This is a genomic window from Streptomyces sp. NPDC026672 (assembly GCF_040638185.1).
Lineage (GTDB): Bacteria > Actinomycetota > Actinomycetes > Streptomycetales > Streptomycetaceae > Streptomyces.
Genome location: NZ_JBEZXS010000008.1, coordinates 22,460 through 36,446, shown reverse-complemented (window position 1 = coordinate 36,446; position 13,987 = coordinate 22,460). Strand labels below are relative to the sequence as shown.

General features: G+C 74.2%; 12 protein-coding genes. 8 read left to right on the top strand and 4 right to left on the bottom strand.

The genetic code is table 11. The annotated features are described in order from the left end of the window. Positions 1–22: 22 nt before the first annotated feature. Positions 23–937: a LysR substrate-binding domain-containing protein gene (locus AB0F77_RS11525; protein ID WP_361945240.1), complete on the bottom strand. Its 915-nt coding sequence runs from the start codon at positions 935–937 to the stop codon at positions 23–25. Positions 938–1,048: 111 nt separating this feature from the next. Between AB0F77_RS11525 and mgrA the strand changes: the two genes are divergently transcribed. Further along, positions 1,049–2,041, top strand: a complete 993-nt coding sequence (gene mgrA / locus AB0F77_RS11520) for an L-glyceraldehyde 3-phosphate reductase (RefSeq protein WP_361945237.1) — start codon at positions 1,049–1,051, stop codon at positions 2,039–2,041. 12 nt (positions 2,042–2,053) lie between these two features. Here mgrA and AB0F77_RS11515 read toward each other — a convergent pair whose 3' ends face one another. Next, positions 2,054–3,037, bottom strand: coding sequence for an oxidoreductase (locus AB0F77_RS11515; RefSeq protein ID WP_361945234.1), 984 nt, complete (start codon positions 3,035–3,037; stop codon positions 2,054–2,056). Positions 3,038–3,139: 102 nt separating this feature from the next. On the opposite strand from AB0F77_RS11515, the gene AB0F77_RS11510 reads away from it, so the two are divergent. From AB0F77_RS11510 to AB0F77_RS11490, 5 genes are all read left to right on the top strand, one after another. After that, entirely contained in the window at positions 3,140–4,144 is a 1,005-nt protein-coding gene (locus tag AB0F77_RS11510; RefSeq protein WP_361945231.1) for an AraC family transcriptional regulator, read from the top strand. 590 nt (positions 4,145–4,734) lie between these two features. Beyond that, positions 4,735–5,145, top strand: a complete 411-nt coding sequence (locus tag AB0F77_RS11505) for a hypothetical protein (RefSeq protein WP_361945228.1) — start codon at positions 4,735–4,737, stop codon at positions 5,143–5,145. A gap of 197 nt (positions 5,146–5,342) precedes the next feature. Further along, a complete protein-coding gene (locus AB0F77_RS11500; RefSeq protein ID WP_361945225.1) occupies positions 5,343–7,682 on the top strand; it encodes an FHA domain-containing protein in 2,340 nt (779 codons plus the stop codon). 9 nt (positions 7,683–7,691) lie between these two features. Continuing rightward, on the top strand, positions 7,692–8,234 hold the full coding sequence (locus tag AB0F77_RS11495) for a hypothetical protein (protein ID WP_361945222.1): 543 nt from the start codon (positions 7,692–7,694) through the stop codon (positions 8,232–8,234). Continuing rightward, positions 8,234–9,292, top strand: coding sequence for a serine/threonine-protein kinase (locus tag AB0F77_RS11490; RefSeq protein ID WP_361945219.1), 1,059 nt, complete (start codon positions 8,234–8,236; stop codon positions 9,290–9,292). Before AB0F77_RS11495 ends, AB0F77_RS11490 begins: the two co-directional genes overlap by 1 nt. On the opposite strand, the gene AB0F77_RS11485 is transcribed toward AB0F77_RS11490, so the two are convergent. Then, positions 9,272–10,483, bottom strand: coding sequence for a streptophobe family protein (locus AB0F77_RS11485; RefSeq protein ID WP_361945840.1), 1,212 nt, complete (start codon positions 10,481–10,483; stop codon positions 9,272–9,274). The two genes, AB0F77_RS11490 and AB0F77_RS11485, sit on opposite strands and share 21 nt — an antisense overlap. A 474-nt stretch (positions 10,484–10,957) precedes the next feature. Between AB0F77_RS11485 and AB0F77_RS11480 the strand changes: the two genes are divergently transcribed. Then, the gene (locus AB0F77_RS11480) at positions 10,958–12,244 is read left to right on the top strand and encodes a DUF6777 domain-containing protein (protein WP_361945216.1); all 1,287 of its coding nucleotides are present in this window, start codon (positions 10,958–10,960) and stop codon (positions 12,242–12,244) included. 176 nt (positions 12,245–12,420) lie between these two features. Then, positions 12,421–12,873 carry an ATP-binding protein gene (locus AB0F77_RS11475; protein ID WP_361945213.1) on the top strand — a complete coding sequence of 151 codons (453 nt, stop codon included), beginning with the start codon at positions 12,421–12,423 and terminating at the stop codon, positions 12,871–12,873. 181 nt (positions 12,874–13,054) lie between these two features. Here the strand turns inward: AB0F77_RS11475 and AB0F77_RS11470 are convergent, their stop codons facing one another. Further along, positions 13,055–13,942, bottom strand: a complete 888-nt coding sequence (locus AB0F77_RS11470) for an RNA polymerase sigma factor SigF (protein WP_361945210.1) — start codon at positions 13,940–13,942, stop codon at positions 13,055–13,057. Positions 13,943–13,987 lie beyond the last annotated feature (45 nt).

Sequence of the window (13,987 nt, the reverse complement as noted above, 5' to 3'; positions counted from 1 at the left end):
CTGGTGCGGCGGGACGGCCGGGTCAGGAGGGGTGGACCCCGTCCGGGGGTGGTGCCAGGTCCCCTGTTTCGAGGAGCGTCATCAGCGCGCGGGCGGCCGGGCTGGTGGCCCGCTCGGGCGGGAGCAGGGCGACCGTCTCGTACTCCGCCTCGCCCGTGCCCTTCAGCGGGAGCGCGGTCAGCGAGGGCCGCTTGTGCCGGAAGTGCCGGGGCACGGCGGCGACACCCAGGTTCTCGTCCACCAGGTCGAGGAGACTGTGTACGTCGTTCACCTCCAGCGCGACCGTACGGCGCACCCCGGCGGCGGCGAACGCGGCGTCGGTGGCGCGGCGCGGCCCCCAGTCGGGGTGGAAGTCCACGAACACCTCGCCGCCGACGTCCTCCGGCGTGAGCGCCGCCCCGGCCGACGCCAGCCGGTGGCTCGGATGGCAGAGCACGGTCATCGGCTCGCTCGTCAGCGACACCGAGCGCAGCTGGTCCGTGTCGTCCTCGATGCGGTAGGCGAACGCCAGGTCGAGCCGGCCGGCCGCGACCTCCTCCGCCAGGGCGCCCGAGCCGGTCTGCCGCAGCCGGATCTCCACGTCCGGGTGGCGGCGCCGGAACGCGGCCAGCAGCCCCGCCACGTGCACCCCGGCGATGCACTGCTCCATGCCCAGCGCCAGCGTGCCCCGCAGCACGCCCTGCACCGCCGCGACCGCCTCGTGGGCCGCCCGCACCTGGGCCAGGACGCGCTCGGCCTCCGTGAGCAGCGCCCGCCCCGCCTCGGTGAGCGTCACCCGGCGGGTGGTCCGCACGAACAGCGGGGCCCGCAGCTCCCGCTCCAGCGCGCGGATCGACGCCGACAGCCCCGACTGGGAGACCATCAGGCGTTCCGCGGCCCGGGTGAAGTGCTGGTCCTCGGCGACCGCGACGAAGTGCTGGAGGTGGCGCAGTTCCATGATTGAGAAGCGTAACCGCTGAATTCCATCGCATTCTCCGGTTGGACCCATGGCCCGTTCTGGGGGAAGAGTTGGATCGGTAGATCGTGTGCCAACCCCTCTGGAGTCGCGTTGTACACCGCACACCCCGACCGCTACGCGGAGATGCCCTACCGGCGCACCGGACGCAGCGGCCTCAAGCTGCCCGCCCTGTCGCTCGGTCTGTGGCACAACTTCGGTCCCGACCGGACGGTGGAGACCCAGCGCGCCATCCTGCGCCGCGCCTTCGACCTCGGCGTCACCCACTTCGACCTGGCGAACAACTACGGCCCGCCGCCCGGCGCCGCCGAGTCCGCCCTGGGCGACGCCCTGCGGGCCGACTTCGCGCCGTACCGCGACGAGCTGGTCATCTCCACCAAGGCCGGCTACCTGATGTGGCCGGGTCCGTACGGCGAGTGGGGTTCGCGCAAGTACGTGCTCTCGTCGCTCGACCAGAGCCTGTCCCGGATGGGCCTGGACTACGTCGATGTCTTCTACTCGCACCGCTTCGACCCGGAGACTCCCCTGGAGGAGACGATGGGCGCGCTGCACACGGCGGTGCAGCAGGGCAAGGCGCTCTACGTCGGCGTCTCCAACTACTCGGCCGAGCAGACCCGTGAGGCCGCCCGCATCCTCGGCGAGCTGGGCACCCCGCTGCTCATCCACCAGCCGCGCTACTCGATGCTGGACCGCCGCCCCGAGGACGAGGGCCTGCTGGACGCCCTGGACGAGCTCCAGGTCGGCTCCATCGCCTACTCCCCGCTGGAGCAGGGCCTGCTCACCTCCCGTTACCTCGACGGCATCCCGGAGGGTTCGCGGGCGGCGAGCGACAGCCCCTTCCTGAACTCGGACGCGGTGACCGAGGAGCTGGTGGGCCGGCTGCGCGCCCTCGACGAGATCGCCAAGGGCCGCGGCCAGAGCCTCGCGCAGCTCGCCCTCGCCTGGGTGCTGCGCGGTGGCCGGGTCACCTCCGCACTGGTCGGCGCGAGCAGCCCGCGGCAGCTGGAGGACAGCGTCGCCACCATCGGCAACCTGGACTTCGACGCCGACGAGCTGGCCCGCATCGACGCCCTCGTCAAGCGGTAATCGACGCCCTCGTCAAGCGGTAAGGGTCTCGCTGACCTCCCACAGGCGGGCGGCGGCCGCCGGGTCGACCGCGTAGCCGAACACCCCGGCGGTCGTGCCGCCCGCCAGCCAGGCGGCCTCGTCCGCCTCGGGCACCAGCGGGCTGATGTCGCAGTTCTCGCAGTAGACCCCGCCCAGGCCCGCGAGGCGAGGGCTGGTCGCGCACCACACGCCGGTGGCGGCGCCCTGCGGGACCGTCTTGAGCTGGCGGGCGGGGTCGCGCACCGGGCGGCCCTCCTCGTCCAGGGCGCCGGCCGCCCGGATCGTCTCCTCGGGGAGGTGCCTGGCGAGCCCGGTGTCGATGATCGTGCCCGGGTGCACGGAGAAGGCCCGCACCCCCTCCGCCCGCCCGCGCCGGTCCAGCTCGACGGCGAACAGCGCGTTGGCCGTCTTCGACTGGCCGTAGGCGGCGAACGGCTCGTACGGCCGGTGCTCGAAGTGCAGGTCGTCGAAGACGACGGGGGAGTAGCGGAAGCCCCGCGAGGACACCGACACCACCCGCGCCCCGCCGGCCGCGACCAGCGCGGGCCACAGCCGGGCGACGAGCCGGAAGTGCCCCAGGTGGTTGGTGGCGAACTGCGACTCGTGGCCGCGGGCGTCCCGCCGCAGCGGGACCGCCATGATGCCCGCGCTGTTGACGAGGATGTGCAGCGGCCGGCCGCCGGCCAGGAACTTCGCGGCGAACTCGTCGACGGACGCCGGGTCCATCAGGTCCAGTCGCCCGATCTCGACGCCGGGCACGTCCGCCAGCGCCGCGCGGGCCCGCTCGGGGTCCCGGGCCGGTACGACGACCTCGGCGCCCGCGGCCCGCAGGACGCGGGTCGTCTCCAGCCCGATGCCGGAGTGGCCGCCGGTGACGATCGCCACCCTGCCGGTCAGGTCGATGCCCCGGACGACGTCCTCGGCGGTGGACGCGGCGCCGAAGCCGGAGCCGATGGGCTGCTGTGGGGTGCTCATGGTGCGTGTCTCCTCGATGTGAGCCGTCCCGATCACCGTAGGTCCGCAGGGTCGAACGATGAATACTTGATAGTCCGTTCAAGTTGCGTGATAGTTCGAGACATGGCCCTCGCCCCCGCCGTCGCGTCTCCCGTTGACCCTTCCGCCGCTTCCCCCGGCGGGCCCTCCGCGCCGCTCGCCGTGCCCCTTCCCGACCCCCTCTCCGACGCCCTCACCGTCGCGGACGCCCGTGGGGTGTTCTCCGGCGGCTTCACGGCCGGCGGCTCCTGGGCCATCCGGCTGCGCGGCCGGGACAGGCTGAAGGTCAACGCCGTCGTCCGGGGCAGCTGTCTGCTGGTGTCCGAGGCCGGCGGCGAGCCCGTGCGGCTCGGCGAGGGCGACCTCGTGGTGTCGGACGGCAGGCAGCCGTACGTGCTGTGCAGCGCGCCCGGCGTCGCACCGCTGGACTCGACCGAGGTGGCCATGGACCCGGTCACCCGGATGGCGCGGCTCGGCGACGGGACGGGGGACGAGGTGGTGTGCGTCTCCGGGCACATCGACCTCAGCCGCGACAGCGGGGACCTGCTGCGCCGGGCGCTGCCGGAGTTCGTGCACGTCCGGTCCGGCGAGGCCGAGGCCGAGGCGCTGCGCTGGCTGATCGGGCAGCTCGTGGGGGAGATGAGCTCGGGCCGGGCGGGCGCCGGGTTCGCCTCGGACCAGCTGGCCCAGCTGGTGTTCGTCCAGGTGCTGCGGATCTGCCTCGCCGAGGCCGAGGTGTTGCCGCCCGGCTGGCTGCGGGCCCTCGGCGACGAACGGCTCGCCCCGGCCCTGCGGCTGATGCACCGGGACCCGGGCCACCCCTGGCAGCTGGAGGAGCTGGCACGGGCGGCCGCGATGTCGCGCACGACCTTCGCCGTGCGTTTCAAGGAGGCGGCCGGCGTGCCGCCGCTGACCTATCTGCTGAACTGGCGGATGAGCCTGGCCGCCCGCGCCCTCCGACTCGACGACACCCCGGTCGCGGAGCTCGCCCGCTCGGTCGGCTACACCTCCGAGAGCGCCTTCAGCAACGCCTTCAAACGCACGGTCGGCGTCGCGCCCCGCCGCTACCGGGACGCCGTCAGAAGCTGATCCTCACCGCCTTTCCCGGACCCCCTCCGGAACTCCCCGGCCACGGAATCATGAATTCCGTATGTCCCGGGATTTCCTCGGTCTTCACGGCCCGCCTTTGACGGGTGGGGGCGGGCGCGGCGGAAAACCCTACACCGACACTGAGCGTCACGCTATGGCCGGAACCCGGTCCGGGAAGCCGAAAATTTTCGGCCCCCGGACGGCTTCGGACAGGGCTTCCGTGCCGGAACCGGCCACCGGAAATGGCCGCCCCGCAGGGTTATTCCCGGGTGGCGGCGACCGGTGGTACAGGGGGCGCGAACATTTCCCGGTGCTTTTCCCGGAAGGTGTCTTCGCAGCTCGGGTGGCGTGTCGCCGGGCCGACGGCGACCGTGTCGACCGTGTGTTTGTCCCGTGGGCGGGACAACGGCCGAGCAATGCCGCCTCATTTCGGCCAACAAAGGCCATGAATATGCCAGGAGACTGGCCAAAAAGTCATGGTGACAGTGTTTCTGGAGTGAAGATACTCGAAGGTCAGGGACTGTTCCGCGTACAAGAGCCGCACGGAAAGAGGGCACCGCACACACTCGCGACGCGACGGGGGAGTGATCGTGCACGACGAATTCCTGTGCCATGTCACCGCGTACGGCACGTGCGACGGACGGCGCATCGGCGTACCGCTCGGCACCTACCGGGCGCCCACGCTGGCCCTCGCGCTGTGGTGGCTGCGCGACAGGGCGACCTGGATCGCCGAGCGGCTCGACCCGCTCCCCGAGAACCCGCGCTTCCCGGCCGGGTCCCTCGTCCCCGTCGCCGACTCCGTCCCCGACGTCCCGGCCGTGCTGCGCACCTGGTGCGCCGACGTCGCCCAGCAGGAACTGGTGGCCGACGAACTCGCCGGCGGCCGACTGGTGCGCATCGCCGCCCACGACGAGACCACCGAGTACGAACTGCTCGCCGAGTCCGTCGACGCCCTGCGCATGCAGCGCACCGTACCGGCGCTCGTGCTGCCCGTCGGCTGACACGTGGCACCGGGAGGCCGGCCGGCCTCCCGGTGCCACGGCGGCGGTCGGCCGCGGCACCGGGCGGCGGACACCCACGGCTCCCCGTGCCGGGTGTGCGCGGTCACCTCGCGCCCGGCGCCCGTGGGCGCCCCGCCGACCAGGCGCACGGCCCGCCAGCCAGGCGCGCAGGTGGACGAATCGGTAGAATTCTTGGCATGGCGGAGCGGACGGCGGCCCCCACGGCGCCCGAACTCGTCCTGGAGACCGACACGGGCTCCACGGTGATGAGCCCGGGACGCGACTACCACGTAGGCCGCGACCCGCTGAGCGACATCGTCCTCGACGACGCCCGGGTCTCCTGGCACCACGCGGTGCTGCGCCCCGAGCGCGGCCACTGGACGCTCGCCGACGAGCACAGCACCAACGGCACCTACGCCGACGGCCACCGGGTGCGCGAGTCCGGCGTCGGAGCGGGCAGCGTGCTGCGCTTCGGCAGCCCCGCCGACGGCCCCCGCGCGATCCTCGTGGACCGGCCCCCGCCCGCCCCGGACCGCCCCTCCGCCGTCTCGATGCCCGCCCTCACCGGCACCTTCCGCCGCCCGACCTCCGTACGGCCGCTGCCCGCCCGCGTCGTCCGCATCGGCCGGGCCGCGGACAACGACCTCGTCGTCGACGACCTCACCGTCTCCCGCCGCCACGCCGAACTGCGCGCACTGCCGGACGGCAGCTACGAGATCGCCGACCTCGGCAGCCACAACGGCACCTTCCTCGACGGCCGCCCCGTCACCCTCGCCCGCGTCCGCCCCGGCGACGTCGTCGGCATCGGGCACTCCGCGTTCTGCCTGGCCGGCGGCGAACTCCAGGAGTACGTCGACACCGGCGAGGTCTCCCTCGACGTCCAGGACCTCACCGTCACCGTCGGCCGGGGCGAGCGGATCCTCCTCGACCACGTCTCCTTCCCGGTGGCGGAGAAGTGCCTGCTCGCGGTGGTCGGCCCCAGCGGCGCCGGCAAGTCGACCCTGCTGGGCGCCCTCACCGGACAGCGCCCCGCGGAACACGGCACCGTCCTCTACGACGGCCGCGACCTCTACCGCGACTACGCCGAACTGCGCCAGCGCATCGGCCTCGTCCCCCAGGACGACATCCTGCACGTCCAGCTGACCGTGCGCGACGCCCTCGCCTACGCCGCCGAACTGCGCTTCCCCGAGGACACCGCCAGGGCCGAGCGGCGCGGCCGGGTCGACGAGGTCGTCCGCGAACTCGGCCTGGAGGAGCGGACCGCACAGCCCGTGCACAGCCTCTCGGGCGGCCAGCGCAAACGCGTCAGCGTCGCCCTCGAACTGCTCACCAAGCCCTCCCTGCTCTTCCTCGACGAGCCGACCTCCGGCCTCGACCCCGGCATGGAGCACTCGGTGATGCGCATGCTGCGCGGCCTCGCCGACGACGGCCGCACGGTCGTCGTCGTCACCCACAGCGTGCTCAGCCTCGACGTCTGCGACCGCCTCCTCGTGCTCGCCCCCGGCGGACGCGTCGCCTACTACGGACCGCCCGAGGACGCCCTCGGCTTCTTCGGGTTCGACACCTGGCCCGCCGCGTTCGACGCGTTCGAACGGGACCGCGACCGCGACTGGGCCGGCGAGTACCGGGCCTCGGCCCCCCACCGCCGGTACGTCGTGGACAGCGCCGCCCAGCCACGCACCGCGCGCGCCGGCCCCGTCGCCGTCGCACCACCGCCCCGGCCCCGCGGCTGGACCGCCCAGTTCGCCACCCTCGTACGCCGCTACACCGCCGTGCTCTGCGCCGACCGCGTCTTCCTCGCCACCATGATCGGAGTGCCCTTCGTCATGGGCGGCATGACCCGCGCCGTCGCCGGCAGCAGCCTCACCCCGGACTCCGCGATGAACGCGCTGCTCCTCCTGTGCGTGGGCGGCGTGCTCACCGGTTCCGCCAACGCCGTGCGCGAACTCGTCAAGGAACGCGTCGTCTACCGGCGAGAGCGCGCCGTCGGCCTGCCGAGATCGGCGTACCTGATGTCCAAGGTGTGCGTCCTCGGCCTCGTCACCGTGCTCCAGGCGGTGGTGCTCACCCAGATCGGCCTGTTCGGCGTGACACTGAACGCGCCGGGCGGACGGGGCGTGCTGCTGCCGCCCCTGCTCGAACTCACCGCCGCCGTGGCCCTGCTCGCCTTCACCTCCATGCTGCTCGGCCTCGTGGTCTCCGCGCTCGTGCGCAAGGAGGAGGTGACCATGCCGCTGCTGGTGCTGCTCACCGTCGTCCAGGTCGTCTTCTGCGGAGCCCTGCTGCGGCTGCACGGCGTCCCGGTCCTGGACCAGCTGTCCTGGCTGGTGCCCTCGCGATGGGGGCTCGGCGCGATGGCCGGCACCGTCGGCATGGCCCGGATCATGCCCGGCGACCTCACCGCCGACCCGCTCTTCCGGCACGCGGCCGGGACGTGGCTGCGCACCATGGGCATGCTCGTCGTGCTGTCGGTCCTCTACTGCCTCGTGGTCTCCCGGCTGCTGCGCCGCCACGAGCCCGCCGTGATGCGGAAGTAGGCGGCGGCGATGTCGACCCCCGGCTTCCGGCCCACGCACGTCGTCCCCGGCTCCGGGCTGCCCGCCTGGGAGGCCCCCGACCCCGCCCGGCCCACCGTCCCCCTCGACCCGCTGCTGCCCGTGCAGCTCCTGGAGCGCTCCGGCGACTGGGGACACGTGCGCTGCGCCAACGGCTGGGCCGCCTGGGTCGACGGCCGGCTGCTCGTCGCCGTGCCCCAGGACCCGCCCGCCGCCGACGGCCCGGCCGGCGGGGCGGCCGACCCCCGCCCGCTGCTGGCCCGCGCCGAACACGCCCTCGCCGACTACCGGGCCGCCACGGACGACCTCGCCGCCGGACTCGACGGGGAGTCCTTCCGCGCCCGCACCCGCGGACTGCGGATCGGGGTGGTCGTCGACGGGGAGTCCGTGTGGCTGTACGACGCCGACGAGGGACGCTGGCTGTACGGCGACGGCAGACGGCTGAGCACCTACGCCGCCGACCGCGTCGAACCCCGACCCGAGGAGGGCGGCCACGCCCCCACCCGGGTGGTCACGTCCGAGGGTGAACCCTGATGACACACGACCCGGGCCCGCTGCCCGGCCCGCCCGCCGGACTCGTCGGCCGGCGGATCGCCGGCTACCGCATCGAGGGCGAGATCGGGCGCGGCGGCATGGCCGTCGTCCACCGGGCCCACGACCTGCGCCTGGACCGCACGGTCGCGCTCAAGCTCCTCGCCCCGGAACTCGCCCGCAACGACACCTTCCGGCGGCGCTTCACCCACGAGTCGCTGGTGGCCGCCGCGATCGACCACCCGCACATCGTCCCGATCTACGAGGCGGGCGAGAACGACGGTGTCCTCTACATCGCCATGCGCTACGTCTCCGGCAGCGATCTGCGGCACCTCCTCGACCGCCGCGGCCCGCTGCCGCTCACCACCGCCGTGCGGATCGCCACCCAGGTGGCGTCGGCCCTCGACGCCGCCCACGACCACGGGCTCGTGCACCGGGACGTCAAACCCGGCAACGTCCTCGTGGCCCGCGGCACCGACAGCGACCACCCCGAGCACGTCTACCTCACCGACTTCGGGCTCACCAAGAAGTCGCTGTCCCTGACCGGGTTCACCACCGTCGGCCAGTTCGTCGGCACACTCGACTACGTCGCCCCCGAGCAGATCTCCGGCCGTCCCGTCGACGGCCGCTGCGACGTCTACGGCCTCGCCTGCGTCGTCCACGAGACCCTCACCGGCCGCCCGCCCTTCCGCCGCGACGACGACATGGCCCTGCTGTGGGCCCACCAGTACGACGACCCGCCCCCGCCCAGCGCGTCCCGCCCGGACCTCCCGCCGGCCGTCGACGCCGTCTTCGCCAGGGCGCTCGCCAAGGCCCCCGAGGACCGGTACGACTCCTGCCTGGACTTCGTCGCCGCCCTGCGCGCCGCCGTCAGCGGTCCGGCCGGACCGGGCGGACCGGCACCGGGGCACCCGCCGACCGCGACCGCGACCGACACACCGGACACACCCGGCACGCCCGACACACCCGGCACGCCTGACGCAGCCGGCACGTCCGAGGCACCCGGCGCACCCGGTCCGCCCCGCTGGGCCCGACCGGTGCTACGGGGCCGCGCGCCCTGACCCGGCCCCGGCGCGCGCCGCGACCTCGCCGTGCCGGTGGACACGACGCGCCGGCAGCGCGCCGAGGAACCCGCCGACCAGCCCCCACAGCGCGCCGAGCCCCACCGCCGACCAGGTCTCGGCCCGCAGGAACAGCTCTCCGGACAGACCGCCGCCCAGGTCGCCCACACCGAGCAGCGAGAGGCCGTAGTGCGCCGAGACTCGGCCGAGCACACAGACCACCAGCACGGCGAGCGCGAGCGCGACGGCGAGCCGCACGGCGTGCCGCCGGGGCGGCACCCCGGCGGGCGAGCGGGCCGCCGCCAGGAACGCCGCCGCGAGCAGCAGGACGGCGTCCACCACGACCAGCCACCACACGCGGCCGTCGTGCGCCGCGAGCGTCCGCAGGTTCAGCGTGCTCACGTCCGGAGCGCGCAGCACCTCGTCGAGGACGTGCGGCACCGGCAGACCGAACGGCCCGTCCACCCGGCCGTGCCAGGTGGCGCCCAGACCGACGGTGAACGCGAGCCAGGCCAGGTTCGGCAGCCCGAGCAGGACCAGCGCGAAGGTCTCCGCGGCGTGCCCGCGCACCGCCACCGTGACCAGGGCGACGACGGCGCCGAGCACGACGTACCCGAGGAGCAGCGCGACCACGGCGTGCGCGGCCGGGCGCACCGGCTCCTGGAACCGCAGCAGCCGCCCCGGCAGCGGGGCGGCGCGCGCCACCAGCAGGGTCAGCGCCAGCACCGCGGCGAGCCAGAGCAGACCCCACAGGACGGTCAGCGGCACATGGGCGGTGAAACCGAGCGTGGGGGAGGCGCCGAACAGGTCGGAGAGGTCGTCGAGCGTGCCCCGGCCGAGGTCCACGGCGAACGTCTGACGCGCCGCCAGGGCCAGGGCGACCAGCGCGAGCAGCCACGGCACCGCGATCCGCGCGGCCCAGCCGGCGAGTTCCCCCGCCCCGGTGACCGCGCGGTGGCGCAGCGGGCGCAGGAAGCCGCCCGCCATGACGAGCGCCCCGGCCAGCGTGACCGACAGCGGGACCACGGACAGCGCCGCGCGGGTCTCGGCGAGGTCCCCGGCGTTCCCGGACAGTTCGACCCGGCCGCCGACCGCCGTGACCACGGCCGCCGCGACGACCCTGCCGAACGCGGCGTCCGGCAGGTCGGCCGCCCCCGCCGCCCACAGTCCCAGGGCGGCCACCAGGAGCATCGTGATCAGCGATGCCAGCACCGTGAGCACGGCCTGCGGCCAGCCGTGGCGGCCGGCTGCCGGGGGAGGAGGGGAGGTTCGGGGGCGCACGCTGCCACGCTAAGCAGCCGCCGGGGCGCCCGTCCGCGTCGGCTTGCGGCGTCCACCGTTATGGAGCACACAATGGTTTGATCGCGACAAAAAGCGATAGAGCGGTCACCCCTTCGCGAGGGTCGCCGGCCGCGTCGGGAGGAGCAGCCCGTGAGCGCCGACCAGCCGTCCTCCGGCCGCCCGACGGGACCGCCCTCCGGCCCCTTGTCGGGGCAGCCCTCCCGGCCGTCCTCGGGCCCGCCGTCCCAGCCGCCCTCCCGGCCGTCGGGCGAGCGCCCGGGCGGGCCGCCGGGCAGGCCCCCGAACGAGCCGCGGGGAGGGCCCGCCGGCGGACCTCCCGACCGGCCGGAGGGCCACCCGCCGTGGTGGCGGTCGGTGCCGGCCATGGCGGCCGTCGCCGTCGTGGCCGTGGGCGCCGTGGTCGCCGCCGTGGTCCTGTCCGCCACCGGCGGGGGCGGTCCGGGGCGGGGCGGGGGCGGTGAGGTCTTCCTCCAGGCCGCGAACGAGACCGGCCCCGACCCCTTCACCGCCTCCACGGCGCGGGACAGCTCCGTACCGCCCGCCACCAGCCCGCCGCCCGGCTCCCCGCCGGCCACCGGCACCTCCGTGAACCAGGTGCGCGGGGTCGACGGCGGGGCGCCGGGCCTCTACGCGGGCACCCGCGCCACGCCCAGCTGCGACGTCGAGCGGCAGATCGCCCTGCTGCGGGAGGACCCGGCGAAGAACCGCGCGTTCGGCTCGGTCGAGGGCGTCCGGCCCGCCGGCGTCCCCGCGTACCTGCGCTCGCTCACCCCCGTGCAGCTGCGCGCGGACACCCGGGTCACCAACCACGGCTACCGCGACGGCTCCGCCACCACCTACCAGGCCGTGCTCCAGACCGGCACGGCCGTCCTGGTCGACGCGCACGGGGTGCCCCGGGTGCGCTGCGGGTGCACCAACCCGATGACCCCGCCGGTCGCGCAGCGCGCCACGCCCGTGCCGGTGGGCAGGGCGTGGCCGGACTACCGGCCGTCGAACGTCGTCGTGGTCGCCCCGTCCGCGCGGCCCGTCGACGTCTTCGTCGTCTTCGACGCCCGCCACGACGACTGGTTCCACCGCGAGAGCGGCGACGGCGCGGCACACCGGGACCGGCAGGCGCGGCCCCCGGCGCACTGGAAGGATCCCGCGCAGCCCCCGCCGCCGTGCGAGCCCGGTGACGGCACCGGTTGCCCGCCGACGCCCCGCGACTCGTCGGGCTGGGCCACTCCGCCGTCGTCCGAGCCGCAGTCGCCGCCCGCGTCCGAGCCCGGGTCCGGACGGGAGTCCGGGTCCGGACCGGCCTCGCCCGAGTCGCCCGGCTCGCGGCCCCCGTCGTCCGAGCCGCCCGAGTCGCCTGCGCCGTCGTCGCCGTCCGGGCAGTCGCCCCGGTCCGACGAGTCCGAACCGCCGTCGTCCGAACTCCCCGGGTCCCCTCCGCCGTCGCCGCCCGAGGAGCCCCCCGCCTCCGAGCCGCCGCCGTCCGAGCCCCCGCCGGTCTCCGAACCGCCCGCCTCCGGGTCGGCGCCCGTGTCACCGGCGTCCCCCGGGACCGCGTCCTCGGCCCCCGGGACGTCAGCCGAGGTCACCACCGAGTCCTCGGGCGCCGTGCGGCCGCCCGCTGTGCCGTCCGTCACCGGCGAAGCCCGGGTCTAGTCCTTTCGGGTACGGCGCCCGTCCTGAGCGGTTATTCTCCGGATGTCCAGGACTCGTACCCCCGGCGAATCCTGTGCGCGCACGGCGAACACGACACCTGGACTGCGAAGCCCCGCTCGGGGTACGAGCACTGGTGCAGAAGGAACCGGCGAGGCCGGCGGTCGAGAGAGACAAGCATGTTCGAGCACCTGGACGGGGCAGTGATACCGACTGGTTTCGACGTGCCCGTGGAACCGCTCAGGAGAGCGGCTCACTACACGGGCGAACCGGGATGCATCGGCGCGGCACGTGACTTCGCGGCGCTCTTCCTGGAGCAGCTCAGGACCGAGTGGTGCGCGGACATCGACCCGCGGTCCGACGGCGAACTGCTCCTGGTCGTGAGCGAACTGGTCACCAACGCGGACCGGCACAGCAACGGCCCGTACATCCTGGAACTGGAGGGCACGGACACCGCGGTCACCGTGTCCGTCTACGACAGCAGCGCGGCGCTCCCGCACCGGTTCCCGCGCGACCCCGAGCGCATCGGCCGGCACGGTCTGGAGATCGTGCACGCCCTCGCCGCCGAGGTCGTCGTCGAGCGCGTGCCGGTGGGCAAGCGCGTGCGCGCCCTGCTGACCCTGGCGCACTGAAGCGCCACCGGGCGCCGTCGCCGTACGACCCGCAGTCGGCTCCGCACGCCGTGGGCCGCGGGTACCCATACCTCAAGCCGCGGGCACCGCTCCCCCCGATCGTGACCGGAAGGGCGGCACCCGCGTTTCTTCGTGCCCGTCGTCTTTTTTCTTCGTGTCCGTCGTGCTCGTGCCGGAGTCCTCAGGCGCAGCCGAGTTCGCCCAGCATGCCCTGGCGCAGCCGGCCGATGATCCGCTTGATCAGCCGTGAGACGTGCATCTGGGAGCAGCCGAGCCGTTCGCCGATCTCCGCCTGGGTGGCCTCCTCCACGAACCGCAGCCGGATGATCTCCCGGTCCCGGTCGGAGAGTTCGGCCATCAGCGGCGCGAGCGCGTGGAAGTCCTCCACGAGCTGCAGCCCCTCCTCCTCGACGCCGAGGAAGTCCGCGAGGACCGCCTCGCCGTCCTCGGGTCCGTCACCGCCGAGCGCCGCGTCGAGGGACGCCGAGGTGTAGCCGTTCGCGGCGATCTGGGCCTCGATCACCTCGCCCTCGCCGAGGTTCATCAGCGCGGCCAGTTCCGCGACCGTCGGCTCGCGGTCCAGTCGGCCCGCCAACTCCTCGCGCGCCTTGGCGAGTTCGACCCGCAGCTCCTGGAGGCGGCGCGGCACGTGCACGGCCCATGTGGTGTCGCGGAAGAACCTCTTCATCTCACCGACGATGTACGGCACCGCGAACGAGGTGAACTCCACCTCGCGCGACAGCTCGAACCGGTCGATCGCCTTGATCAGACCGATCATGCCGGTCTGGACGATGTCCTCCATGTCGTCGCCGCGGCTGCGGAACCGCCCCGCCGCGAACCGCACGAGCGACATGTTCATCTCGATCAGGGTGTTGCGGGCGTACTGGTACTCCGGCGTGCCCTCCTCGAGTTCGTCCAGACGCCGGAAGAACTCCCGAGAGAGCCTCCGCGCGTCCAGCGGGGCGACGGCCGACGGGTCCTCGATGCCCGGCAGCACTCCCTCCCCCACACCACCCTCGGCGGTCTTGTCGACGACCACTGCTCCGGACCGGGTCCCGGCGGTGCTCATTTCCCTCTCCCTCACAGTCGGAAGTCCCTGCAACTCTCTGAGGCG